This is a genomic window from Gilvimarinus algae (genome assembly GCF_030518215.1).
Classification (GTDB): Bacteria; Pseudomonadota; Gammaproteobacteria; order Pseudomonadales; family Cellvibrionaceae; genus Gilvimarinus; species Gilvimarinus algae.
Window position 1 is genome coordinate 121916 of sequence record NZ_JAULRT010000052.1, and the last position, 23523, is coordinate 145438.

Sequence of the window (23523 nt, forward strand, 5' to 3'; positions counted from 1 at the left end):
AACAGCAAAACAGACGGGAATAGAATTATGCGCAGTGATTACTGTGGCGCTCTGAATGCCTCTTATATCGACCGTGAAGTCACCCTCTGCGGTTGGGTCGATCGTCGCCGCGACCACGGTGGGGTGATTTTTATCGATCTGCGTGACCGCGGGGGTATTGTCCAGGTGGTGTTCGATCCGGACGCCAAGGAGAACTTTGCCCTGGCGGATAAGGTCCGTGGCGAGTACGTTCTCAAAGTGACCGGTAAAGTGCGTGCCCGTGATGCCGCTACCGTCAACCCGAATATGGCCACCGGCGAGATTGAAGTCTACGGCACGGCGCTTGAGATTCTTAACGAGGCCGAGACCATTCCTTTCCCGCTGTCCGAGCACTCCAGCGTCGGTGAGGATGTGCGGCTTAAGTACCGTTATCTGGACCTGCGCCGCGCCGACATGCAGAAAAGCCTGCAGTTTCGCTCTAAGGTGACCATTGCTATTCGCAACTACCTGGATGAAAACGGTTTTCTCGACATTGAGACGCCGATTCTCACCCGCGCCACCCCCGAGGGAGCCCGCGATTACCTGGTGCCTTCTCGCACCCATGAAAACAAGTTCTTTGCGCTGCCCCAGTCGCCTCAGCTGTTTAAGCAGTTGCTTATGGTCTCGGGTTTTGATCGCTATTACCAGATTGCCAAGTGTTTTCGCGATGAAGACTTGCGCGCTGATCGTCAGCCCGAATTTACCCAGATCGATATTGAAACCTCGTTTATGGACGAGCAGGGCATCATGTCGATTACCGAGGGTATGATTAAAAAGCTGTTTAATGATTTGCTGCAGGTGGATCTGGGCGAATTCCCGCGGATGGATTACGCCACTGCCATGGCCAAGTACGGCTCGGACAAGCCTGATTTGCGGATTCCGCTGGAACTGGTGGACGTTAAGGACTTGATGGGCGAGGTGGAGTTCAAGGTGTTCTCCGGTCCGGCGCAAGACCCCAAAGGCCGTGTGACGGCCCTGAAAGTGCCTGGCGGCAATGATAAGCTGACCCGCAAGCAGATCGACGATTACACCAAGTTCGTCGGTATCTACGGTGCCAAGGGTCTGGCTTACATCAAAGTCAACGACGTGACCGATGTGGAAGAAGGGTTGCAGTCACCGATCGTGAAGTTTCTGCCCAATACCGTGCGCAAAGCCATTCTTGAGCGCCTGGAAGCGGTCAATGGCGATTTGATTTTCTTCGGTGCGGATAACGCCACTGTGGTCAGCGAGGCGCTGGGTGCGCTGCGCTGCAAGCTCGGCGAAGATCTCAACCTGTACACCTGTGAGTGGGCGCCCCTGTGGGTAGTGGACTTCCCTATGTTTGAGCAAGGCGACGACGGCTCGCTTCAGGCGCTGCACCATCCGTTTACTGCGCCATCGTGCTCGCCGCAGGAGTTGCGTGATAATCCAGCCACGGCCCTGTCGCGCGCCTACGATATGGTGCTCAACGGTACAGAGCTTGGCGGTGGATCTGTTCGTATCCATGATCAGTCTATGCAGCAGGCCGTTTTTGATCTCTTGGGTATTGGCAGTGAAGAGCAGCGCGAGAAATTCGGTTTCTTGCTCGACGCACTGAAATACGGTGCCCCACCGCACGGCGGCCTGGCCTTTGGTCTGGACCGGTTGATTATGCTGATGACCGGTGCCAGCTCAATTCGCGATGTGATTGCCTTCCCGAAAACGCAAAGCGCCGCCTGTGTAATGACCGACGCACCGGGCGCTGTGGATGCGGCCCAGCTGCGCGAGTTGCACATCCGCTTGCGTCAGAAAGAACAGAAAGAGAAAGCCGAGTAGTCCTTATCGGGCAAAACGGCCGGGCTTGCCCGGCCGTTTTCGTTTGTGCGAGACAATAGCGGAGTCGATTATGGCTGGCCACAGTAAATGGGCAAACATTAAGCACCGCAAAGCGGCGCAGGACGCCAAGCGCGGCAAAGTGTTTGGCAAGATCATCCGCGAGCTTACGGTCGCCGCCAAAGGCGGCGATAACCCGGATGACAACCCGCGCCTGCGCGCGGCGATCGACAAGGCGCTAGGCGCTAACATGAAAAAAGACACCATCGATAAAGCGGTTGCCCGCGGTGCGGGCAACGCCGAAGGTGAAAGCTACGAGGAGTGCACCTACGAAGGTTACGGCGTCGGCGGCGTCGCCGTGCTTGTCGAGTGCATGACGGACAATAAAAACCGCACCGTCGCCGAGGTGCGCCACGCGTTCAGTAAGCGCGGTGGCAACCTTGGCACCGACGGCTCCGTGGCCTATTTGTTCTCCCGCATCGGCCAGTTGATGTTTGCCGCGGACATCAAAGAAGATACGCTGCTTGAGGCGGCGCTGGAAGCCGGTGCCGAGGAATTGATCACCCACAGCGACGGCAGCAAAGAGATTGAAACGGCCTTTGAAGACTACTATGAGGTAAAGCAGTCGCTTATTGAGGCGGGCTTTACTCCTGAGTCCGCCCAGGTCACCATGAAGCCGGCCACCACCGTTGAGCTCGATCTTGAAGGGGCTGAGAAAATCATGGCCCTGGTGGATATGCTGGAGGACCTGGACGATGTGCAGAACGTCTACAGCAATGCGGACATTCCCGATGAAGTGCTGGAGCAGCTTGGCCAATAAGCTTCCCTTTGCTCGTCGGGCTTTTCCTGCGACACTGGAGTCTTCCAGATTGAGAGTTTGTCTGCCATGGCACTAGTAATGGGTATTGACCCGGGCTCGCGCAAAACAGGCTTTGGTATTGTCAATGCTATGGGTGCGCGCGTTGAGTATGTGACCAGCGGGGTGATCCGCATTCCCGAACTGCCCTTTCCCGATCGTCTGAAGCTTATTTTCGACAGCGTCACTGAGCTGATTGAGCAGTATCGCCCGCAGGAGTTCGCCATCGAACAAGTGTTTATGGCCAAGAGCGCCGGCTCGGCGCTCAAGCTTGGGCAGGCGAGGGGGGCGGCGATTGTCGCGGCGGTGAACCAGAATCTCCCCGTAGCAGAGTATGAGGCGCGCAAAGTTAAGCAGGCCATTACCGGCACGGGTGCGGCCGATAAGCGTCAAGTGCAGCACATGGTAAAGACCTTGCTCGCGCTACCGGGTGACCCGCAGGAGGACGCCGCCGATGCCTTGGCCATTGCCCTGTGCCATGTAAACTCTCAGCAACATTTGTTAAAACTCGCCCGGGCGCGAAGCTTTCGCCGTGGGCGTGTGGTATAAAGGGCCATTGGTTTAAGGCATATATCACCGAAACATGATTGGACGATTGCGCGGCACACTGCTGGAAAAACAAGCCCCCTTTTTACTGTTGGATGTGCAGGGGGTGGGCTACGAATTGCAGGCGCCCATGACCACCTTTTACGCACTGCCCGACATCGAGCAGGACGTTACCCTTTTTACCCACTTAGCCGTCAGTGAAACCGCCCACCAGTTGTTCGGTTTTGCCCGGCGCTCGGATCGGGATTTGTTTCGCACCCTCATCAAGGTCAACGGTGTCGGCCCGAAAATGGCGGTGGCCATCTTGTCGGGAATGGACGCCAGCGATGTGGCGCGCTGCGTGCACGAGGATAATGTCTCAGCGCTGGTCAAGGTGCCCGGGGTGGGTAAAAAAACCGCCGAGCGGCTGGTGATTGAACTGCGCGATAAACTGGCGCCGACTCAGGCACCGACGGACCTGCTCAATCCGGCTCAGCCGACACCGCCGCCGGCGGCGCAGGAGGACGAGGCGGAGAGTGCGCTGATTGCCCTGGGTTACAAGCCTACAGAGGCGAGCCGCATGGTGGCCCAGGCGGCCAAGCAGCAGCCCGGGGCCAGCGCACAGGAGTTGATCCGTCTCGCGCTGAAAAAGATAGCGGGTTAAGCCATGATTGAAACGGATCGATTAATCACACCGGAACCGGCGGGGCGTGAGGAGCAGCTCGACCGCGCGATCCGCCCCAAGTCGCTGGCCGAATATGTCGGCCAGCCTGCCGTGTGCGAGCAGATGGAGATTTTTATCCAGGCGGCTCGGCATCGGCAGGAAGCTCTGGACCACACTTTGGTGTTTGGTCCGCCGGGCCTCGGCAAGACCACTTTGGCGAACATCATCGCTCAGGAAATGGGGGTGGCGCTCAAGAGCACCTCGGGGCCGGTGTTGGAAAAAGCCGGCGACCTGGCGGCCCTGATGACCAATCTCGAGCCCGGCGATGTTCTGTTCATCGATGAAATTCACCGTCTGAGCCCTGTGGTGGAAGAAATTCTCTACCCGGCGATGGAAGATTTTCAGCTGGACATTGTCATTGGTGAAGGCCCGGCGGCACGCTCGATCAAGCTGGATTTGCCGCCCTTTACCCTGGTAGGTGCGACGACCCGGGCGGGCCTGCTGACCTCGCCGCTGCGCGATCGCTTCGGCATTGTCCAGCGCCTTGAGTTTTACAACATCGCCGATTTGACGCACATTGTCAGCCGCTCCGCTCGCCTTCTGGGGGTGGAAATGGACGAGCAGGGCGCCCGTGAGATCGCCAAGCGCTCGCGGGGTACACCGCGAATTGCCAACCGCTTGCTGCGCCGGGTGCGCGATTTTGCCCAGATAAAGGCCGACGGCCGGGTCAGCTCAGAGGTGGCCGATCGCGCCCTGAATATGCTCAACGTCGATGTGCGCGGTCTCGACCATATGGACAGGCGCCTGCTGGTGGCCATGATGGATAACTTTACCGGTGGCCCGGTGGGTATCGACTCTCTGGCCGCCGCCATCAGCGAGGAGCGTGGCACCATCGAGGATGTCATTGAACCCTACTTGATCCAGCAGGGCTTTATTTCTCGCACGCCCCGCGGCCGGGTTTTGACGGCACTGGCCTACGAGCACTTTGGCGCGGTCTTGCCCGAGCGGCTTAGGGATCCCTCGTGAGCGCAGAGACCTTTGCGCTGCCCGTTCGCGTTTATATCGAGGACACCGACGCCGGCGGCATTGTCTACTACGTCAATTACCTCAAGTTTATGGAGCGCTCGCGCACAGAATTTTTGCGCCAATACGGTTATGATAAGCCGGCAATTCTGGATGATGGCCAGTTGTTGGTGGTTCACAGCGCGCAGGTGTCTTATAAAAAGCCCGCCCGGCTGGACGATCTGCTCCGGGTCACAACGGAAGTTCACGCTCTGGCACGTACCAACGTGGTGTTTTGTCAGAGAGTGTTGCGGGGGAACGAATTGCTCTGCGAGGGTCTAATCCGCGTAGCCTGTGTTCTGCCCGACACCATGAAACCCTGTGCCATGCCCGCAGCGATGCGCGAGCAACTGGCCGATTGCACAATCACTGACAAGAGTTGAGTCTCTATGCCGAATGAACACTCTCTATCGATTTGGGGGCTGATTGCCAACGCCAGCCTTCTGGTACAGCTGGTGATGGCCATTTTGTTTTTGGCATCGGTGGTCTCCTGGGTGATGATCATCCAGCGGGGCATTTACCAGCGTCAGGCCCGGGCCAAGTTTCTCGCCTTTGAGAAGCAGTTTTGGTCGGGTATTGATCTGAATCAGCTGTACCGCCAGAGCAACGGCAAGACCGGCAAGCACGCCGTCGACGGCGTAGAGAATATTTTTCGTGCGGGCTTCAAAGAGTTCATGCGCCTGCGCTCGCAAAGCAGCGCCGACTCCGACGCGGTCATGGAAGGCTGTCAGCGCGCCATGCGCGTCGCTCTGGCCCGCGAAGAGGAAAAGCTCGAGGCAAATCTGCCATTTCTCGCCAGTGTGGCTTCGGTCAGTCCCTATATCGGTCTGTTTGGCACCGTCTGGGGCATTATGAACTCCTTCCGCGGCCTGGCGAATGTTCACCAGGCCACGTTGGCGACAGTGGCGCCCGGGATTTCCGAAGCACTGGTGGCCACGGCCATGGGGCTGTTTGCCGCCATTCCGGCCGTTCTCGCCTACAACCGCTACTCGGCCAGAGCCGAGGCCATGGAAAATCATTACCAGACGTTTGCCGAAGAGTTTTCGGCCATTTTGCACCGTCAGGTGCACAGTAAGCAGGTATCGTCCTGATCGCTCGCGACTTAAGCAGGTAACGCAATGGCAGCTTTTGGCCCCAAGATCAAGAAAAAGCCCATGGCAGAGATCAACGTCGTGCCCTATATCGACGTGATGTTGGTTTTACTCGTGGTCTTTATGGTGACTGCGCCCATGTTGATGCAGGGTGTGCAGGTGGATTTGCCCCAGGCGCCCTCGGCGCCCATTGACAATAAAGAAGACGAGCCGCTGATTGTCAGTGTGAATAAGAGTGGCCAGTACTACATAGAGCTCGGTGGCGAACCCAAGCAAAGCAAGCCGTTAGAGCAGATCACCGCGATGGTGAGCAAGGTGCTCGGCGAGAAGCCCGAGACGCCTGTGTTGGTGTGGGGCGATCGCGATGTCAGCTACGGTGTGGTGGTCGGTTTAATGACCGAGCTGCAAAATGCGGGCGCACCCTCGGTGGGGCTGGTAACAGACCCACCGAAATAAGGTCATCGATGCATTTATGAACTGGCGCAGTCTCTACACCGCCCCGATTATTATCAGTGTCAGCTTGCACACTCTGTTGGTGCTGGCGGTCACTATTGGCTGGGAGTCCACCTCCGACCCGGAGCCTCGGGTGTTCAAGCCGCGCTACGTGGAGGCGACCCTTGTCGAGCTCAAGGCGCAGGATACTCAGGAGCCGGCGCAGCAGAAAACCAACGTCATTGATTTGACCAAAAAGCGTGAGCTGGAAGCCCAGCGCGCCGCCGCCGAAAAGAAGGCCCGCGAGGAGGCCGCCCGCAAGCAACAGCGCGCCGAGCAGGAGCGCAAAGCGCGAGAGGCGGAGAAAAAACGCGAAGCTGAGCGCAAAAAGCAGCAGCAACTGGAGGCAGAGCGGCGCGCCGAGGAGGCCGCACGGCAGCAGGCCGAACGCGAGCGCCAGGAGCGGGTCGCCCAGCAGCGTCTGGAAGAGGCCATGCGCAAAGAGGAGCAGCAGCGTCAAGCCGAGCTGGCAGCGGCCCAGACCCAGAGCTATGTCAATATGATTTCGTCGCGCATTGAGCAAAACTGGAGTCGCCCGCCGTCGGCGCGGCGTGGCATGCAGGTGGAGCTGCTGATACAGTTGGTGCCCACCGGGCAGGTGGTCAATGTGACTGTTGTCAAAAGCAGTGGTAATGCCGCCTTTGATCGCTCGGCAGAGCAGGCGGTGCGCCGCGTCGATCGATTTACCGAGCTGCAGCAGATGCCGCCGGAGCTGTTTGAGAGAAATTTTCGTCAACTGAAACTGGTGTTTAATCCCAAGGATTTGCGATTGTGAGAAAACTAGTAGCCCTGTTGTTGTGCTGTTTTGTGTCGGTAGCCCACGCTCAGCTGACCATTGAAATTACCCAAGGGGTGGATAACCCAACCCGCATTGCCGTCGTGCCCATGGGCTGGAACGGCTCCACGCCGCTGCCCGAGGATGTCAGTGCGATTATCGCTGCCAACCTCCAGCGCAGCGGCCAGTTTGACCCGGTAGCGCGTACCAGCATGCTGTCCTTTCCGAGTAAGGACTCGGATGTGTTCTATCGGGATTGGCGCATTATGGGCACAGAGTTTCTCCTGATCGGTGATATCGAGGAGCGCGGTGGTCGCTACTATGTGACCTATCATTTGTATGATGTGCTTGGACAGCGCAAAGTAATCAGTGCCGGCCAGGTCGATGGCGGTGCCGGCCAGTTGCGCGATGTGGCCCATCATATATCCGACAAGGTCTACGAGAAAATCACGGGCATTCCCGGCGCTTTCGCCACCCAGATCCTTTACGTCGAGGCGTTTCAGAACACCGGCACTCAGGATCGTTTCCGCCTGATGTTGTCCGACGCCGATGGCGCCCGCCCGCGCATGTTGCTGGAATCGGATCAGCCACTGCTGTCGCCGACCTGGTCGCCGGATGGTCGCCAGGTGGCCTATGTTTCTTTTGAAACCACCCGGCCTGCGATTTTTCTGCAGAGCCTCGCGACGGGGCAGCGCGAGCAGCTGACGGACTTTACCGGTTTGAACGGCGCGCCGGCCTTCTCGCCGGACGGTCGGCAGATGGCTATGGTGCTGTCCAAAGATGGCAACCCGGAGATCTATACCCTGGATTTGCGCACGCGTCAGTTCACCCGGATTACCAACCACTACGCTATTGATACCGAGCCCAGCTGGACAGCCGATGGCAAAGGCGTGGTTTTTACCTCAAATCGCGGGGGCAAGCCACAAATTTATAAAGTGACACTTGCCAGCGGGCGGGTGGAACGCTTAACCTTTGAGGGCGAGTACAACGCTCGCGGGCGAGTCTCTCTGGACGGCAAAACCCTGGTGATGGTGCATCAACGCGATGGCGTGTTCCACATCGCGGCACAGGATCTCACAACGGGGACTTTGCGTATTCTCACAGAGACAAACCTTGATGAATCGCCTACTATAGCGCCTAATGGAGCTATGTTGCTGTACGCGACACGGTTTGGGGGAAAGGGTATACTGGCCGCGGTCTCACTCGATGCGGGCACCAAGTATCGTTTACCATCCAAGCAGGGAGATGTGAGAGAACCTGCTTGGTCGCCATTTTTTAATTAAAGTTGCAGTTTGCTCAAAAAATCAACAACTTGATCGGAGTTAATCATGATTACTAAAGCAATGAAACAGGGTCTGAGTTTTGTGTTCGTCATGGCGTTCCTCGCGGGCTGTTCCAGCACTGACACCAAAACCGATTCAGATGCTGATGCAGGTGCCAACGGTGGTGTCAACACCGGCACTGCGAATGGTGGTTCTCTCGGTTCCAGCGATGGTTCTGAAGAGGGTATGGAAGAGCTGGAGACTGTGATTTACTTCGACTTCGATCAGGCCGTTCTCTTGCCGGAAGCGCGTTCACTGCTGCTGGCCCACGCCGAACAACTGCGTGGCACCAACACCTCTGTTCGCCTGGAAGGCCACGCCGATGAGCGCGGTTCACGCGAGTACAACATGGCTCTGGGTGAGCGTCGTGCCAACGCCGTTCGCGACTTCCTGGTGCTGCAAGGCGTAAACCGTTCTAATCTGGAAGTGATCAGCTACGGTGAAGAGCGTCCGCTGGCGCTGGGCAGCGGCGAGTCCTCCTGGAGCAAGAACCGTCGCGTAGAAATCGACTACTAATAAGAGTTTAGGGATGAATAAACCCCTGATGTTGGCGGCCGCAATTGCGGCCGCTTTCACAAGCAGTGTCCAGGCTCAGGTGCAGGTGATTGATTCCTCACCTCAGGCGGCTCGCCCTTCGGCGAATGCTGGCCAGAGCCCGAATGCTAATCAACAGGCAGAGCTTTTTTACCAGTTGCAGACCCTGCAGCAGGAAGTGATGAATCTGCGTGGCATGGTCGAAGAGCAGGCCTTTGAAATCAAGCGTCTGAAGCAGCAGCGGCTCGATGATTATCTGGATCTCGATCGTCGCGTCAGCGCTTTGACCACTGGTGGTTCCTTCAGCTCAGCGCCTGCTTATTCCCTACCACCCGCCGGCACCGAACCCGATTTATCCGCGCAGAGCACCCCCGTGACCGCACCCAGTGCAACTGACACGGCCCCTCAAGTGCCTCTGGCTGCCGATGGTCGCAGCGAGGCGGATGTCTATGGCGCTGCCTACGACTTGCTCAAGCAGCGACAGGTGGATGCTTCGATTGCCGCGTTTAAAGACCACCTGGCCCGTTTCCCCAGAGGCGAGTACGCCGGTAACAGCTATTACTGGTTGGGAGAGATCTATTTGCTGAAAAACGACTTGCCCGCTGCGCAGCAGTGGTTTGGCGACCTTTTGGCAGAGTTCCCGGATAATCGCAAGGTGCCTGATGCGCAGTTTAAACTGGGTAAGGTGTACCACCTGCAGGGGAATGACGCTCGTGCCAAAGAGCTCTTGAGTATCGTCGCCTCCAGCAATGCCGACGCCTCACGTCTCGCTGATCAGTACCTGAAAGAAAACTTCTGAGCCCTGGCGCTTTGCGGATCGGCCGACGGCTCGATAGGTGATAAGCGCCAACGCCTGCTTCTTGCGTTTTGAACGCTCCTTTGCCCAGCCCAAGTCTCCGGCGGCTGTGGGGTTAAGCGTTTGGGTGGCGTCTTCGTATTTTGGGCCTAAAAAAAAGGCCCACACTGTGGACCCTGTTGTTGAACGTTTCCCTATCCGTTTGAGAGTATCGACCCATCCCCTTGGCCGGGCATCCTGCCAGAGTGTCCCTAAACCCCTGTCGTGGTTGTTTCGGCGCTCCTGTCCGACGTGACTGTCCTCTGTCTTCCCTGGTGCTTGTTGCTTTGTTCCTGGCCACTCCGTGGCAGAGACATCCTGTGAACCTTCCTGGCCCTTAGTCATCCGTGTAACGTCCCTGTGATGCTTAGTATCCGTTAAGTGTAAGGAAACGAAAAGGCGTCATTGGCGCGACTTCTTGTGCGACATATCCTACACACAAGGGTAAGGCGCCAACGCAGGGTTAGTGAATAATCCGGTAGCAAGGGGTATAGCGACTTCCCGGCAGCTTCATGCGGCCCTGATCGCGGAAGGCGCTGAGCAGCTCGTCCACTGGCTGCATAATGCTCGGCTCACCGCAAATTTCGAACAGTCCGTCGCGCTCGATGGCTCTGATGCCCTCGTCTTTCACATTACCTGCCACTATGCCGGAGAAGGCGCGGCGCAAATTCGCCGCCAGATGGTGACGCGGCAGCTCGTGGTTGATCACCAGGTTGCGCATATTCTCATGAGTGGGGGCAAAGGGCTGCTGGAAGTCAGGGGAGACTTTCAGCTGCCAGTTAAAATAGTAGGCGTCATCGGTCCGCTTGCGGAAAGCTCTGACCTCGGCAATACCCTTGGTCATGGCCAGGGCTACGGCTTCGGGGTCGTCCATAATAATCTGGTAGCGCTTCTGTGCCTCCGCACCCAATGTAACCCCAATGAACTGGTCAATTTGGCGAAAATAATCGGCTGCCGAGGCAGGGCCGGTAAACACAAGCGGGAAGGGCAGCTCGGCATTATCCGGGTGCAGCAAAATGCCCAGCAAATAGAGTATTTCTTCAGCCGTGCCCGCTCCGCCCGGGAAAACCACAATGCCGTGGCCTGCGCGGACGAAGGCCTCCAGGCGCTTTTCGATGTCGGGCATAATGGCCAATTCATTGACGATGGGATTGGGCGCCTCGGCGGCGATAATACCGGGCTCTGTAATACCAATGTAGCGCCTGACCCCCAGGCGCTGTTTCGCGTGGCCGATAGTGGCGCCTTTCATTGGGCCTTTCATGGCGCCCGGGCCGCAGCCGGTACAGATGTCCAGCCCTCTAAGGCCCATCTGATAACCGACTTTTTTGGTGTAGTCGTACTCACCCATGCTGATCGAGTGGCCTCCCCAGCAGACGACAATATTCGGATCGATTTTCGGGCGTATGATGTCGGCATTGCGCAGCATATGGAACACCACGTCGGTGGTGGTTTCCGGGCTCAGGGTGTCGAGGCCGGCCGTCAGGCGTTTTTCGCCGCTGGCAAAAATAACATCACGTAGCACGGCGAACAGGTGTTCACTGATGCCGCGAATCATTTGCCCATCAACAAAAGCACTGGCGGGTGCGCCCTTGACGTCCAGTTTAATGCCTCGCTCTTCCTGAATAATTCGAATGGCGAAATCCGGGTAGCGTTCGAGCAGCTCCTTGCCGTCGTCGAGTGAGTTTCCGCAATTGAGCACTGCCAGCGCGCAGCTGCGAAACAACTTGTAGAGGCCACTTTGACTGGCATCGAGAAGTTTGGCGACCTCGGTTTTTGACAGGATGTTCAGCTGGTTCTGGGGTGAAATAACCGCGTCTATGGTGTGGTAACTGCCGGCTTCATGATGGGTGTGTTGATAGGGTTGCTGACTCTGTGCCATAAGCTTCTCTTACTGCGACTGAAACATACTTTGAGTGTAACGCAATAGCTTGTTGTTCTGTGTGTCAATTTTGCCATGAGTGCTGCATCAATGTGGTGCGATATTTTCCGCTTGGGAGCATGATGCCCTTTTGTGGTGCCTTCGTGAGCGCCGGCTATGGCCAGGTTTGACCAAGGGGGGCAGGAAATAAGGGGCTTTATGCCACCTGACCCTTGGCACGCTTCTTGTTCTCTAACTGGATAAACCAAACAAAATATGCGCCTTTTCGGGGCGCTTTTGAGCCCCGAATGCCAAGCCTAATGCCAAAGAGCCAGCCGTTGTACGATACAGAATCCGTGCCCCCAGGCACAGCTGCCTCCGAGGTGGCGCTCTCTACCAAGCCCGATACCCGAGCTGTGCAGATCGCTCGGCGCTGGCCAGCCCGACTCCATCTTGAGTTTGCCCACAGGGGCGGGCGCAGCTGCGTGACCCGCGCGCGTCATCACGGGCCTTTGCGAATACAGCGGCCGTTTTACCCGGAGGGTGACCTGGCCCATGTGTACCTGCTGCATCCCCCGGGGGGCTTGGTGGTTGGGGACGAGCTCCAGATTGACTTATGTGCCAACAAGGGCTCGCGCACCCTGGTGACCACCCCATCGGCGGGCAAGGTCTATTCCCTGTTGGGGCTCAAGCACAGCGACCAAACCACAGCCCAGTGCCAGAGGGTGGATCTGTCGCTCGATGACGACAGTCTGCTTGAGTGGCTGCCTCAGGAAACGATTGTCTTTGATGGTGCCAACGCGCGCCTGACCACTCGTGTCGAGGCACACGGCAGTGCTCGTTTTTGCCTGTGGGATATCGTCTGCCTCGGGCGGCCAGCCAGTGGCGAGCGCTTTTCTCAGGGACAGGTATGGCAAACCCTCGAGGTGACAATTGATGGGCAGCCGCGCCTGATTGAAAGAAACCGCATCGCTGGTGGCGACGCCATGATGAGCGCACCTTGGGGACTGCAGGGGTGCGGCAGCTTTGGCACCTTGGTTGCCAGTGTCGAGCAATCGCGCGATGCGGTGGATGACCTGCTGCAAATGCTCGCTGAGCGCTACCCTGGGGGTTCGCCTCAGTGGGGCATTACCCAGAAGCAGGGGTTGTTTATTGCCCGTTATCTTGGCCAGAGTGCGGCGCAGTGTCGTCAAGGTTTTAGCGATATTTGGTCCCGGATTCGACCGGCACTGTGTGCTCGAGAGGCGGTTTGGCCAAGAATTTGGAACACTTAAGAATAGGGGGAGCAAGGTGGAATTAAGCCCGAGAGATAAGGATAAGTTGCTGTTGTTTACCGCCGCTTTGCTGGCAGAAAGGCGCAAAGCGCGCGGTGTCAAACTCAATTACCCCGAATCGGTGGCTCTTATCAGCGCCGAAATTATGGAGGGCGCGCGCGATGGTAGAACCGTGGCCGAGCTGATGGATTATGGCCGGCAGATCCTCCGGCGTGAGGATGTGATGGACGGCATCGCCGAGATGTTACACGAGGTTCAGGTGGAAGCGACCTTTCCGGATGGCACCAAACTGGTGACTGTCCATAACCCTATTGTCTAGGAGGCAGCCGTGATTCCAGGAGAATACGACATTAAAGCCGGTGAGCATGTGCTCAACGCCGGGCGTGAAGTGGTGCAGATCACAGTCGCCAACACCGGTGACCGGCCGGTGCAAGTCGGTTCCCACTATCACTTCTACGAAGCTAACCCGGCGCTTCGATTTGACCGCGCCCGCGCCCGCGGTTTTCGCCTGAACATTGCAGCCGGTACAGCGGTGCGCTTTGAGCCCGGCCAAGAGAGAGAAGTTGAGTTGGTGGAACTGTCAGGCAAGAAAACCGTATACGGTTTTCGTGGCGATGTCATGGGGGAGTTATAAGATGGCGGTCATCGACAGAAGCGCTTACGCCGACATGTTCGGCCCCACCACCGGCGACAAAGTGCGCCTGGCGGATACATCGCTTTGGCTGGAGGTGGAGAAGGACTACACCATTTATGGCGAAGAGGTGAAATTCGGCGGCGGTAAAGTGATTCGTGACGGTATGGGTCAGTCTCAGGCCAGTTGCGCCGACACCCCCGACACCGTTATCACCAATGCGTTGATTCTCGACTACTGGGGCGTGATCAAGGCCGATGTGGCGCTCAAAAACGGTCGCATCGCTGCCATCGGCAAAGCGGGCAATCCCGATATCCAACCGGGTGTGGAGATAATGATTGGTCCCGGCACGGAAGTGATCGCCGGTGAAGGCCAGATACTGACCGCCGGCGGCATAGACGCACATATACACTTTATCTGCCCACAGCAGATAGAAGAGGCGTTAATGAGCGGTATCACCACCATGATTGGTGGCGGAACCGGCCCGGCCACTGGCACCAATGCGACGACCTGTACCCCCGGTCCCTGGCATCTGGCACGCATGCTTCAGGCGGCTGAGAGTTTTCCGATGAATCTCGGTTTTCTCGGCAAGGGCAACGCCAGTTTGCCGCTGGCGCTCGAGGAGCAAATTGCCGCCGGTGCGCTCGGACTAAAACTGCACGAGGACTGGGGCACAACCCCTGCCTCGATCAACAACTGTTTGAATGTCGCAGAAAAGTACGACGTACAGGTGGCGATTCACACCGACACGCTGAATGAATCGGGTTTTGTCGAAGACACCATTGCCGCCTTTGATGGGCGCACCATCCACACTTATCACACCGAGGGCGCGGGCGGTGGTCACGCGCCGGATATCATCAAGGCGTGCGGTTTGCCCAATGTCCTGCCCTCGTCGACCAATCCGACCCGACCCTACACGGTCAATACCATCGATGAGCACCTGGACATGTTGATGGTCTGCCATCACCTGGATCCGAACATTCCCGAAGATGTCGCTTTTGCCGACTCGCGTATCCGCAAAGAAACCATTGCGGCAGAGGACATTCTGCACGACCTGGGTGCCTTCTCCATGATAAGTTCCGATTCCCAGGCCATGGGGCGGGTAGGAGAAGTCATATGCCGCACCTGGCAGACCGCTCACAAAATGCGCGAACAGCGCGGTACCTTGGAGTGGGAAACCTCCAGTGCCGATAACTTCCGGGCCAAAAGGTATCTGGCAAAGTACACCATCAACCCGGCCATTGCCCACGGCATTGCCCACGAGGTCGGCTCAATTGAGGTCGGCAAGCTGGCGGACCTGGTGCTCTGGAAACCGGCGTTTTTTGGGATTAAGCCCTCGCTGATAATCAAAGGCGGTGCCATTGCCGCCGCACCTATGGGCGACCCGAACGCCTCGATTCCAACGCCACAGCCTGTGCATTACCGCCCCATGTTTGGTGCTTACGGGAAGTCCTGTACGGCGACGTCGGTCAGCTTTGTCAGCCAGGCCTCGATAGAGGCCGGAATACGTGGCTCGCTTGAATTGGAGCGGCGTTTGGTGGGGGTAGCAGGGTGCCGCAAGGTGACCAAAGCGAGCATGGTGCTCAACGACTATCAGCCGCACATGGAGGTCGATCCGCAAACCTATGAGGTGCGTGCGGACGGCCAGTTGTTGACCTGCGAGCCGGCGCATGTGCTGCCGCTCGCGCAACGATACAGCTTGTTTTAACGAGGCGGAATTATGCTTGAAGCGTTTAGCGTCAGTGTCAGCGATAACCCCGTGGCGAGCGCCGAAGTGGCACTGACTTTTGAAGAGCGGCAAAAAAGCCGCTACCGAACTCAAACGGCCTGCGGTCAGCTACTCGGGTGGTTTGTTGAGCGCGGGCATGTGCTCGCTGACGGCGAAGTTCTCGAGTGCGCCGATGGCACCCGGGTTAAAGTCATAGCCGCCGCCGAGACCTTGAGTTCGGTCACTTGTGAGGATCGGTTGCTGCTGGCGCGTGCCGCTTACCATCTGGGCAATCGGCATGTGCCTTTGCAAATCGGGGAAAACTTTTTGCGCTATCAGCACGACCATGTGCTCGACGCGATGATAGTAGGACTGGGCCTGCCCGTAGAAGTCGCGCGGCTGCCGTTCCATCCGGAAAACGGCGCTTACCACGGCGCAGGCCATGGGCATTCGCATCACCATCATCACGAGGCGCACGGCTGATGAACCAGCCCCTGCTGCACTTGCTGCATCTGGTGAGTCCGGCGTTGCCGGTGGGCGCTTATGCCTATTCTCAGGGGTTGGAGTATGCCGTTGACAGTGGTTGGTTGGCCGATGAAACCGCGTTGCAAGACTGGTTGAACCAGCTGATGTGCCGCTCGCTGGCGCAACTGGACGTGCCGGTTCTGCGCCGCCTTGTTCTAGCCTGGCAAGTTGGAGATCTCGAGGCGGTTAACCACTGGAACGACTACTTGCGGGCCAGTCGTGAAACCGCTGAATTGCTGCTTGAAGACGAGCAGATGGGCATGGCGCTGAATCGTCTGCTCGGCGCGCTCGGACTGGCACTGGCCGAGCGCCAGGGCTACCGAGCGACACCGGGGTTTGCGTGTCAGTTCGCGCTGGCGGGCACCCACTGGAGCATAGGCGTCGATGAGTTAAGCTACGGGTTTGTCTGGAGTTGGCTGGAAAACCAAGTCGCGGCCGCCACCAAAATTGTGCCACTGGGCCAGACCCAGGCGCAGCAGTTATTGGTGAGCTTGATGCCGGCGGTTGAGCAGACCTGTGCGCTCGCGGCGCAAGTGTCGGATGAGGATTTGGGCATTAGCTTGCCTGGACTGGCTATGGCGTCGAGCTTGCACGAAAGACAGTACACACGTTTATTTCGATCATAACAAATTGTGAGAGTGTGATTATGAAAAAACCTCCATTGCGTTTAGGTATTGGCGGGCCCGTGGGCTCGGGGAAAACCGCGTTGGTAAAGACCCTCTGCGCGCATCTAAAAGACAAATACAATATCGCAGTGATTACCAACGACATCTATACCCGTGAAGACGCCGAGTTTCTTCAAAGGCATCAGGCGCTGGATGACGATCGCATCATTGGTGTTGAAACCGGCGGCTGTCCTCACACCGCGATTCGTGAAGATGCCTCAATGAACCTATCGGCGGTTGCCGAACTGCAGGAGCGTCATCCGGGTTTGGATGTGATTTTGATTGAAAGCGGTGGGGACAACCTGGCGGCGACCTTCAGCCCGGAGTTATCTGACTTGACCCTTTACGTCATAGACGTTTCCGCCGGTGACAAGATTCCCCGTAAAGGCGGCCCGGGTATTACCAAATCGGATCTGTTGATTATCAATAAAATCGATCTCGCCACTTTGGTGGGGGCTGACCTGAATGTGATGGATCGAGACGCGCGCAAAATGCGAGGGGAGAAGCCCTTTCAGTTTACCAATCTCAAAGACGAAACCGGTGTGGCTGAGGTCATCGCCTTTATCGAGCAAGCGGGCATGTTGACCCGAGCTGCCTAAATTTTCAGGAGAGAACTATGAAAACCGTATTACGAATCTTGCTGTCCATCGTTGTTTTAGCCGCTAGCGCTTTGGCCACTGCCCACCCGCACCACGACGGCCATGTTTCCGATCATCTGCATTTCTCCGTGGGGAGTTTTGCTTTGGTCGCTTTTGTTTTGCTGGCGTATTGGTTGGTATCGCGGCATTTGCGCGGGCGGTCAAATGGCAGCCGGCGCAAATCCGATGATCGATAAGCAGTCATTCAATTGAAAGTGTGAATCAACTCCGAAGCAGCCAACAGGTAAGCGCCAGTGCCATACAACTGGGTATCACTGGCGAGTACTTGATCGGGCGCATTCCCCACTTGTTGTACCCACCCTAGGCGGCCTTCAGGGCTGACCTTAGCATTAACCGCACGCCAGCCCTTCTCAACAGTAGGGAGAAAATCGTCTTGGGGCAGTAGCTGCCGGTTTATGCCCCAGGCGAGGCCGAAGAGAATAAAGCTACTGCCACTGGTTTCGGCCAACGGCTGATGGGCATAGTCCATCAACGAGCTCGCCCAGAGGCCGGTGTCGGCCTGCAAGTCTTTAAAGGCATAGGCCATTTTACGAAACTGTTCTATCAGCTCGCCCCACTGCGGGTGGTTCTCTGGCATTTGTTCCAGCAGCAGAGGCAAACCCGCGAATACCCAACCATTGCCGCGGCTCCAGAATACTTTGTTGCCATACGCCGATTTTCTGTCAAAGAAACGACTGTCCCGATAGTAAAGATGATCATCAGGATCAAACAGGTAGTCAGTGGTGGCTTTGAACTCGCGCAAGGCGTAGTCGAGGTAGCGCTCCTCACCGGTAATGCGAGACAGAGCTGCCCAGGCCGGCGGTGCCATAAAGAGAGCGTCGGACCAGCACCAGCGCTTTTGGCAGGTGCCTTCGGCGGTACCGGTTTCGTCGCGTATAAACTCCAGAGAGTCCTCGTGGTTAGCGGCGATGATCTTGTCAAAGGCGCTTTGCGTTGGTGTGATATCGGCTGCCGGTGTGTCGTCCGCCAGCGCTAAGTAAACTTGCGCAAAGGCCTGATCATCTGCGTGCCAGGGCAGGGGGCCGAGTTGCCAGCGATTGGCTTTTGCCTTGTCTATCAGTGCCTGTCTGAAGACTGGGTTTTGCGTGGCCTCGTACCAGCGGTTGAGACCGATATAGAACGCCGCCTGGACCCAGCCGGTCGGAGCCTCAGTATGATCAACAAAGGTTCTTATGTAGTCAAAGTTATCCATATGATCCAGTTGCCACTGGGCCACCTGATCGGCTTTATGTTGGATACTTTCGGCGTTGGGAGCTTGCGTGGTGGTACAGGCGATCACCAGCAAAAGAGCAATCAAGCTGACTGAGAGAGCTTTCATGGCATTCATTCTCTTCGTTATTATTGTGATGTCTTGGTGTGGTGCTTTATTGTGCCCGAGCCGGTTTGAAACCGGCTCGGGCAGCGTTTACTTGACGAGCGCGTCGATGGCCGCAATTTCCTGATCACTGAACTCAAGGGCGTCGAGTGCCGCGACCGAGTCTTCAATTTGCTCGACACGGCTGGCACCGATAATGGCGCTGGTGACGGTTTTGTTATGCAGCACCCAGGCCAGTGCCATTTGCGCGAGCGATTGACCGCGTTTTTCAGCAATGGCGTTCAGCGCGCGAATTTTTTCTACCCTCTCCTGAGTGATGTCGCTCTCTTTCAGGTAGATCTGATCGCCGCGTGCGGCTCTGGAGTTGGCCGGGACGCCGCCGAGGTACTTATTGGTCAGCATGCCCTGAGCCAGCGGCGAAAAGACAATCGCGCCCACGCCCTCATCGTCGAGAACATCGGTCAGGCCGTCTTCGATCCAGCGGTCGAACAGATTATAGCGCGGCTGGTGTATCAGCAGCGGTGTACCAAGACTTTTCAAAATGGCGGCCGCTTCACGGGTTTGTTCGGGTGTGTAGCTGGAAATGCCGGCGTAGAGCGCACGCCCTGAACGGACGATATAATCCAGCGCCCCCATGGTTTCTTCCAGCGGCGTCTCTGGATCAAAGCAGTGAGAGTAGAAAATATCAAAGTACTCTACGCCGCAGCGTTTCAGGCTTTGATCACAACTGGCCACCAGATATTTGCGCGAACCACCGATACCATAGGGACCGGGCCACATGTCGTAGCCGGCCTTGCTGGAGATGATCAGCTCGTCCCGATAGCGGTTCAGCCCCTCGCTCATCACCTGGCCAAAAGTGGATTCGGCCGAGCCGTAGTTGGGTCCATAGTTGTTGGCGAGGTCGAAGTGGTTGATGCCGAGATCAAAAGCGCGATGCATCATCTGCCGTGCATTGGCCAGAGAGTCCACCGCCCCAAAATTTTGCCACTGGCCGAGCGAGAGCCTGGGCAGGCGCAGACCGCTTTTGCCACAGCGCTTATAGGGCATGCGCTCATAGCGTTTGGGGTCTGCGAGATAGAGCGGATTGGGGTCGTGAGTGATCATGTGCAGTCTCTTTCAGTAGCGTATTATCGATGTGGCGATAGTTTACGAAAAAGCCGGCCTGAGGCGGCCGGCGCTGACGATTCTTAACAGTGTGGCGCTTCAGGCACTGAACAGGTCATCGATGGATAGGTAGCGCTCCCCGGTATCGTAGCTGAATACCAGCACGCGGCTACCCGGTGCGAATTCCGCCTCTCGCTGTTTAACGGCGGCCAGACTGGCGCCGGAGGAAATGCCGACAAAAATCGCTTCTTTGCGCGCGCACTGGCGCGCCATCTCGAAGCTGTCTTCTTCGCTTACGGCGATGGTCCCATCGAGGGTGGTCTTATCGAGTATTTCCGGCACAAAGCCTGCGCCAATGCCCTGTAAACGGTGCAGCCCTTTTTCCTTGCCCGCGATCACCTGGGATTTCTCCGGCTCGACCGCGTAGGTTTTCAGGCTGGGAAACGCCTTTTTCAGCACCTCGCTGCAACCGGTAATGTGACCGCCGGTGCCCACACCGGTAATCAAGTAATCGAGCCCCTCGGGAAAGTCATCAAGAATTTCCTTGGCGGTGGTATCGCGGTGGATCTTGACATTGGCGGGGTTGGTAAACTGTTGCGGCATCCAGCTGTTTGGGTAATCATCGCGCAGTTCGGTGGCTTTGGCGATCGCCCCGCCCATACCCTGTTCCTTGGGGGTTAGCACCAGCTCGGCACCCAGGGCTTTCATAATTTTGCGCCGCTCGATTGACATAGATTCTGGCATGGTAAGGATCAGCCGATAACCCCGTGAGGCGGCTACCATGGCCAGGCCGATACCGGTATTGCCGCTGGTCGGCTCGATAATGACGCTGTCCTTTTTCAGCAAACCACGCTCTTCGGCGTCTTCGATCATGGCCAAGGCAATCCGGTCTTTGATGCTGGCGCCGGGGTTGAAGCGTTCGGCTTTCATCCAGACCTCAATGTCGGGCCTAAACAAATGATTAATGCGGATATGGGGGGTATTGCCGATGGTGTCGAGAATGCTGTTGACCTTCATTGTTCTGCTCCTTACGCCAAAATATGCCTGAACCCGGGCTGATGCCCCTGGAGTCCGCTAAAGGGTGGAATGCTCGCCCGCCTTGGCGGGCGATGGCTGACCATTCTATCTGAGCCGCCGCCGCGGCAGAAGGGCGCTGCCAAGGTGAGTCTAGCGCAGCAAAGGGGTATCGAGCGTCTTCGGTGCCCGGCCGATCAGGGCTTCGACGATGTCAGTCAATTCTTCCAGGTTGACCCGCTTTTCTTTCATCATGGCTCGGGTGGCATCGTCCAGCGACTTGCGATTTTCGGTCGCCGCTTTGATTTCGTCATCGAGCTCGTCAAACAGTAAGGCGGCCCTGGCGGTGCGCTCACCGCTGGATGATTTGCCGCGCAGTGACTTCACATCCTTGCTCCAGTCCGTTAGCCAGTCGACCACCAGTTGGCGACGCTCGTCCGTCAGGCCGCCGGCGCGGTGCAAGATGGCGTAAGAGTAATACTCGGCCAGACCCTCGGTGATCCAGTCGTCCTCGCCCTCGTCAGTGATGCCGGTGATGGTGTGAAAGAGCTCGTGCAAGAGGGTGCTGGTGCCATTTTCACTGACCATAGGCCGGTCGGCATGGACAAACAGGGAGTTGGGGCCGGACAGGCCGCCACGCCACATGGGGTCACCGGCACCGACGATCAGGATTTTTTCCGGCGTCTCGCCGACCACTTCGCGGATGGTGGGCCAGTTGAGCAGGATAAAACTGAGAACATCCAAACGCTTCACGGCGTTGCCAAGCGGTGCACTAACAGCGATATGGGTATCGGGGAGACGCTCGCGCCGGGTGCCGAGCTTGCCGGCAATCATCCAGCCGGTGGGCCGGTCAAAGCGTCTCTCGGGGTCATCTACGGTAAAGCTGCTGTCCTCGTTTTTGTGCCAGCCGCTGTTGGCGGTGCGCCAGTCGTCGGGCAGGGTAAACGTCAGCCTGGCCTTGCTTTGGGCGCCCTTGAGGGTCACAACACTGGCCGGAGGTACCAGGTCGTCTCCACGGAAAATGGCAAAGTCTTTCTCCCGCAGAGCGTCGTAGCCACCGTCGTCGCGTTTGTGCGCTATGGTGACGTCCAGGCTAAAGCGGGCGTCTTTTTCCGGCGGCTGCCAAAGGGCGCGCCCGTCTTCAACCGATAGCTTGCCGTTGGCCTCGATATTTTGATGGAAATCCTTGTCCAGATTAAAGTCCATTTCCTTGATGAGGCTGGCGTCCGGGATGCTGATCGTGACGTGAGCGAACTCTTCACTGTCGGCCAGGTTGACGTGGTAGTGCAGGTCATAGTACTCGTCGCTGGCCTCGGCGGTCAGAGTAAAAAGGGCCAGTAGCAGGTAAAAAGGAAAACACAGGCGGGGGAGGGCGGCGTGCAATCGCGTCATAAAATATTCCAACTCTTTGTTTAAAAAAAGAAAAATTTCTCTCAAATAATTTGTCTTTTACCGTTCTCACTTCGATACCCGCTAACGCAAAGAGTTTGCCAGAAATTTCAAAGCGCTGGCCGGGAATACAGGGCACTTGCCGTTGGGTGGAGGCTACCCTAGTATGCACCACTTTTGTGCGCATATTGAGAGGCGGGCTTAATGGGGCGATTATGGGCATTGCTGGGTGTGGAATCCAACACGACCAGCCATAGGGAAAAACTGATTTCCGGGCTTGGCGCGTTTTGTGGCATTGGCTGCGTGTGGTTCGTATCATCGGCGCTGCTCGGACCAGCCGGCTCGGTGTTAATGCTCGCCTCCATGGGCGCCTCGGCGGTGCTGCTGTTCGCCGTTCCCCACGGCACCTTGTCTCAGCCGTGGCCCGTGCTGGGTGGGCATCTGTTATCGGCGGCGGTGGGCGTGAGCTGTCAGTGGTACTTGGGTCAATTCTTTTGGGCGCCCGCCCTTGCCGTAGGCCTGGCAGTGACTGCCATGTGCTATTTTCGCTGTATCCATCCCCCCGGTGGCGCCACGGCGCTGGCGGCTGTCATTGGCGGGCCGGAGGTTCACGCCCTGGGCTTCGGCTATATATTGGTGCCGGTCGCTTTGAACGTTGTGGCGATTTTTATCGCTGCAGCGGTGTTTAATAACCTGTTTTACTGGCGACGCTATCCGGTGTCCCTGATGCGCGCGTCCAAGCCGGCGGCCTCCGCCCCCAGCCTGACTCACGAAGACTTTGCCGCGGCTATGCACTCTTTGGATACCTATGTGGACGTTAGCTCCGAGGAGCTGGCGCAGATTTTCGACCGTGCCTGGGCGCATGCTCAGGAAGTTCGCTCTGATTCTCTGACATTGACAAAGGGTTGCTATTACAGCAATGGCGAGCTGGGCGATCGATGGTGCGTGCGCCAGATATTCGATGCCGATAACAACCTTTCCGACGATAGGGCGCGCCTTATTTACCGCAATGTTGCGGGCGCCAGCGATGAGCAGACGGTAATGTGCACGGTGCAGGCTTTTCGCCAATGGGCCCGCTTTCGGGTCGACCATAAAAACGGCCGCTGGGTAAGGGTGACTGATCGCTAGTGGTGAGTTCGATAGCGAAGGCAGGACAGCGCCTACGGTAGTCAGATAAAAAAAGGGGCCGCAAATGCGGCCCAATGGGGGAGGGTGATGTAACCGCGAGTGCGGCTGTCATCGAAGGGAAGAAAAAGGGGCCAGGGTATGGCCCAACGAGGGTGATACGAAACTACTGTGAGGATCACTCCATGTCCCGGGCTGCAAACCCGGCAGAGACGGTTGCGCCAGAGACAAGGCGGGAGAGGGGCGGTCAGCGCTGTTGGCGGTGTTCACTAAAGTGTTCATACCCTTGCC

26 protein-coding genes are annotated in these 23523 nt (G+C 57.4%); 21 read left to right on the forward strand and 5 right to left on the reverse strand.

Annotation, left to right across the window (positions count from 1 at the left end; translation table 11 throughout):
* The first annotated feature begins 27 nt into the window (after positions 1–27).
* The 12 genes from aspS to QWI16_RS08035 all read left to right on the forward strand — a co-directional run bounded on the left by aspS (position 28) and on the right by QWI16_RS08035 (position 9929).
* A complete protein-coding gene (aspS, locus tag QWI16_RS07980) occupies positions 28–1812 on the forward strand; it encodes an aspartate--tRNA ligase (protein WP_302712271.1) in 1785 nt (594 codons plus the stop codon).
* Between the two features lie 70 nt (positions 1813–1882).
* Positions 1883–2629, forward strand: coding sequence for a YebC/PmpR family DNA-binding transcriptional regulator (locus tag QWI16_RS07985; RefSeq protein WP_302712273.1), 747 nt, complete (start codon positions 1883–1885; stop codon positions 2627–2629).
* Positions 2630–2695: 66 nt separating this feature from the next.
* Positions 2696–3214: a crossover junction endodeoxyribonuclease RuvC gene (gene ruvC, locus QWI16_RS07990; protein WP_302712274.1), complete on the forward strand. Its 519-nt coding sequence runs from the start codon at positions 2696–2698 to the stop codon at positions 3212–3214.
* 34 nt (positions 3215–3248) lie between these two features.
* Positions 3249–3854, forward strand: a complete 606-nt coding sequence (gene ruvA / locus QWI16_RS07995; protein ID WP_302712275.1) for a Holliday junction branch migration protein RuvA — start codon at positions 3249–3251, stop codon at positions 3852–3854.
* A gap of 3 nt (positions 3855–3857) precedes the next feature.
* A complete protein-coding gene (gene ruvB / locus QWI16_RS08000; RefSeq protein ID WP_302712276.1) occupies positions 3858–4880 on the forward strand; it encodes a Holliday junction branch migration DNA helicase RuvB in 1023 nt (340 codons plus the stop codon).
* Positions 4877–5299 carry a tol-pal system-associated acyl-CoA thioesterase gene (gene ybgC / locus QWI16_RS08005; protein WP_302712277.1) on the forward strand — a complete coding sequence of 141 codons (423 nt, stop codon included), beginning with the start codon at positions 4877–4879 and terminating at the stop codon, positions 5297–5299. The genes ruvB and ybgC overlap by 4 nt, the downstream gene beginning before the upstream one ends.
* A gap of 6 nt (positions 5300–5305) precedes the next feature.
* Positions 5306–6007: a protein TolQ gene (gene tolQ / locus QWI16_RS08010; RefSeq protein ID WP_302712278.1), complete on the forward strand. Its 702-nt coding sequence runs from the start codon at positions 5306–5308 to the stop codon at positions 6005–6007.
* A gap of 27 nt (positions 6008–6034) precedes the next feature.
* On the forward strand, positions 6035–6463 hold the full coding sequence (gene tolR, locus QWI16_RS08015; protein ID WP_302712279.1) for a protein TolR: 429 nt from the start codon (positions 6035–6037) through the stop codon (positions 6461–6463).
* A 16-nt stretch (positions 6464–6479) separates the two neighbouring features.
* Positions 6480–7274, forward strand: coding sequence for a cell envelope integrity protein TolA (tolA, locus tag QWI16_RS08020; protein WP_302712280.1), 795 nt, complete (start codon positions 6480–6482; stop codon positions 7272–7274).
* A complete protein-coding gene (gene tolB, locus QWI16_RS08025; RefSeq protein ID WP_302713159.1) occupies positions 7268–8557 on the forward strand; it encodes a Tol-Pal system beta propeller repeat protein TolB in 1290 nt (429 codons plus the stop codon). The genes tolA and tolB overlap by 7 nt, the downstream gene beginning before the upstream one ends.
* Positions 8558–8602: 45 nt before the next feature.
* Positions 8603–9112, forward strand: coding sequence for a peptidoglycan-associated lipoprotein Pal (gene pal / locus QWI16_RS08030; RefSeq protein WP_302712281.1), 510 nt, complete (start codon positions 8603–8605; stop codon positions 9110–9112).
* A 13-nt stretch (positions 9113–9125) separates the two neighbouring features.
* Positions 9126–9929, forward strand: a complete 804-nt coding sequence (locus QWI16_RS08035; protein ID WP_302712282.1) for a YbgF trimerization domain-containing protein — start codon at positions 9126–9128, stop codon at positions 9927–9929.
* 499 nt (positions 9930–10428) lie between these two features.
* Here QWI16_RS08035 and ppnN read toward each other — a convergent pair whose 3' ends face one another.
* On the reverse strand, positions 10429–11844 hold the full coding sequence (gene ppnN / locus QWI16_RS08040) for a nucleotide 5'-monophosphate nucleosidase PpnN (RefSeq protein ID WP_302712283.1): 1416 nt from the start codon (positions 11842–11844) through the stop codon (positions 10429–10431).
* A 317-nt stretch (positions 11845–12161) separates the two neighbouring features.
* Here ppnN and QWI16_RS08045 point away from each other — a divergent pair, with 317 nt between their 5' ends.
* The 8 genes from QWI16_RS08045 to QWI16_RS08080 are packed head-to-tail and all read left to right on the forward strand — an operon-like array spanning position 12162 to position 17461.
* Positions 12162–13097 (forward strand): urease accessory protein UreD, encoded by a 936-nt coding sequence (locus tag QWI16_RS08045; RefSeq protein WP_302712284.1) that lies wholly within the window; start codon positions 12162–12164, stop codon positions 13095–13097.
* A gap of 16 nt (positions 13098–13113) precedes the next feature.
* The gene (gene ureA / locus QWI16_RS08050; protein WP_302712285.1) at positions 13114–13416 is read left to right on the forward strand and encodes an urease subunit gamma; all 303 of its coding nucleotides are present in this window, start codon (positions 13114–13116) and stop codon (positions 13414–13416) included.
* Between the two features lie 9 nt (positions 13417–13425).
* Positions 13426–13731 (forward strand): urease subunit beta, encoded by a 306-nt coding sequence (locus QWI16_RS08055; RefSeq protein WP_302712286.1) that lies wholly within the window; start codon positions 13426–13428, stop codon positions 13729–13731.
* A gap of 1 nt (position 13732) precedes the next feature.
* Complete coding sequence (gene ureC / locus QWI16_RS08060; protein ID WP_302712287.1) at positions 13733–15436, forward strand: urease subunit alpha; 1704 nt, start codon at positions 13733–13735, stop codon at positions 15434–15436.
* Between the two features lie 12 nt (positions 15437–15448).
* Positions 15449–15919, forward strand: a complete 471-nt coding sequence (ureE, locus tag QWI16_RS08065) for an urease accessory protein UreE (protein WP_302712288.1) — start codon at positions 15449–15451, stop codon at positions 15917–15919.
* Positions 15919–16587 carry an urease accessory protein UreF gene (locus QWI16_RS08070; RefSeq protein ID WP_302712289.1) on the forward strand — a complete coding sequence of 223 codons (669 nt, stop codon included), beginning with the start codon at positions 15919–15921 and terminating at the stop codon, positions 16585–16587. Before ureE ends, QWI16_RS08070 begins: the two co-directional genes overlap by 1 nt.
* A gap of 20 nt (positions 16588–16607) precedes the next feature.
* Positions 16608–17225: an urease accessory protein UreG gene (gene ureG / locus QWI16_RS08075; RefSeq protein ID WP_370659924.1), complete on the forward strand. Its 618-nt coding sequence runs from the start codon at positions 16608–16610 to the stop codon at positions 17223–17225.
* Positions 17226–17242: 17 nt separating this feature from the next.
* Positions 17243–17461, forward strand: coding sequence for a hypothetical protein (locus tag QWI16_RS08080; RefSeq protein ID WP_302712291.1), 219 nt, complete (start codon positions 17243–17245; stop codon positions 17459–17461).
* An 8-nt stretch (positions 17462–17469) separates the two neighbouring features.
* On the opposite strand, the gene QWI16_RS08085 is transcribed toward QWI16_RS08080, so the two are convergent.
* The 4 genes from QWI16_RS08085 to QWI16_RS08100 all read right to left on the reverse strand — a co-directional run bounded on the left by QWI16_RS08085 (position 17470) and on the right by QWI16_RS08100 (position 22110).
* Positions 17470–18603 (reverse strand): glycoside hydrolase family 88/105 protein, encoded by a 1134-nt coding sequence (locus QWI16_RS08085; RefSeq protein WP_302712292.1) that lies wholly within the window; start codon positions 18601–18603, stop codon positions 17470–17472.
* Between the two features lie 87 nt (positions 18604–18690).
* Positions 18691–19704, reverse strand: coding sequence for an L-glyceraldehyde 3-phosphate reductase (mgrA, locus tag QWI16_RS08090; RefSeq protein WP_302712293.1), 1014 nt, complete (start codon positions 19702–19704; stop codon positions 18691–18693).
* 99 nt (positions 19705–19803) lie between these two features.
* A complete protein-coding gene (gene cysK / locus QWI16_RS08095; RefSeq protein WP_302712294.1) occupies positions 19804–20721 on the reverse strand; it encodes a cysteine synthase A in 918 nt (305 codons plus the stop codon).
* 150 nt (positions 20722–20871) lie between these two features.
* The gene (locus QWI16_RS08100) at positions 20872–22110 is read right to left on the reverse strand and encodes a hypothetical protein (protein ID WP_302712295.1); all 1239 of its coding nucleotides are present in this window, start codon (positions 22108–22110) and stop codon (positions 20872–20874) included.
* Between the two features lie 201 nt (positions 22111–22311).
* Between QWI16_RS08100 and QWI16_RS08105 the strand changes: the two genes are divergently transcribed.
* Positions 22312–23235, forward strand: a complete 924-nt coding sequence (locus QWI16_RS08105) for an HPP family protein (RefSeq protein WP_302712296.1) — start codon at positions 22312–22314, stop codon at positions 23233–23235.
* Positions 23236–23523: the final 288 nt, after the last annotated feature.

Bases quoted from the DNA above. Each gene is read 5' to 3' on its own strand.
- aspS (WP_302712271.1), top strand. From the start codon at position 28: ATGCGCAGTGATTACTGTGGCGCTCTGAATGCCTCTTATATCGACCGT.
- QWI16_RS07985 (WP_302712273.1), top strand. From the start codon at position 1,883: ATGGCTGGCCACAGTAAATGGGCAAACATTAAGCACCGCAAAGCGGCG.
- ruvC (WP_302712274.1), top strand. From the start codon at position 2,696: ATGGCACTAGTAATGGGTATTGACCCGGGCTCGCGCAAAACAGGCTTT.
- ruvA (WP_302712275.1), top strand. From the start codon at position 3,249: ATGATTGGACGATTGCGCGGCACACTGCTGGAAAAACAAGCCCCCTTT.
- ruvB (WP_302712276.1), top strand. From the start codon at position 3,858: ATGATTGAAACGGATCGATTAATCACACCGGAACCGGCGGGGCGTGAG.
- tolQ (WP_302712278.1), top strand. From the start codon at position 5,306: ATGCCGAATGAACACTCTCTATCGATTTGGGGGCTGATTGCCAACGCC.
- tolR (WP_302712279.1), top strand. From the start codon at position 6,035: ATGGCAGCTTTTGGCCCCAAGATCAAGAAAAAGCCCATGGCAGAGATC.
- tolA (WP_302712280.1), top strand. From the start codon at position 6,480: ATGAACTGGCGCAGTCTCTACACCGCCCCGATTATTATCAGTGTCAGC.
- pal (WP_302712281.1), top strand. From the start codon at position 8,603: ATGATTACTAAAGCAATGAAACAGGGTCTGAGTTTTGTGTTCGTCATG.
- QWI16_RS08035 (WP_302712282.1), top strand. From the start codon at position 9,126: ATGAATAAACCCCTGATGTTGGCGGCCGCAATTGCGGCCGCTTTCACA.
- ppnN (WP_302712283.1), bottom strand. From the start codon at position 11,844: ATGGCACAGAGTCAGCAACCCTATCAACACACCCATCATGAAGCCGGC.
- ureC (WP_302712287.1), top strand. From the start codon at position 13,733: ATGGCGGTCATCGACAGAAGCGCTTACGCCGACATGTTCGGCCCCACC.
- ureE (WP_302712288.1), top strand. From the start codon at position 15,449: ATGCTTGAAGCGTTTAGCGTCAGTGTCAGCGATAACCCCGTGGCGAGC.
- QWI16_RS08070 (WP_302712289.1), top strand. From the start codon at position 15,919: ATGAACCAGCCCCTGCTGCACTTGCTGCATCTGGTGAGTCCGGCGTTG.
- ureG (WP_370659924.1), top strand. From the start codon at position 16,608: ATGAAAAAACCTCCATTGCGTTTAGGTATTGGCGGGCCCGTGGGCTCG.
- QWI16_RS08080 (WP_302712291.1), top strand. From the start codon at position 17,243: ATGAAAACCGTATTACGAATCTTGCTGTCCATCGTTGTTTTAGCCGCT.
- QWI16_RS08085 (WP_302712292.1), bottom strand. From the start codon at position 18,603: ATGAAAGCTCTCTCAGTCAGCTTGATTGCTCTTTTGCTGGTGATCGCC.
- mgrA (WP_302712293.1), bottom strand. From the start codon at position 19,704: ATGATCACTCACGACCCCAATCCGCTCTATCTCGCAGACCCCAAACGC.
- cysK (WP_302712294.1), bottom strand. From the start codon at position 20,721: ATGAAGGTCAACAGCATTCTCGACACCATCGGCAATACCCCCCATATC.
- QWI16_RS08100 (WP_302712295.1), bottom strand. From the start codon at position 22,110: ATGACGCGATTGCACGCCGCCCTCCCCCGCCTGTGTTTTCCTTTTTAC.
- QWI16_RS08105 (WP_302712296.1), top strand. From the start codon at position 22,312: ATGGGGCGATTATGGGCATTGCTGGGTGTGGAATCCAACACGACCAGC.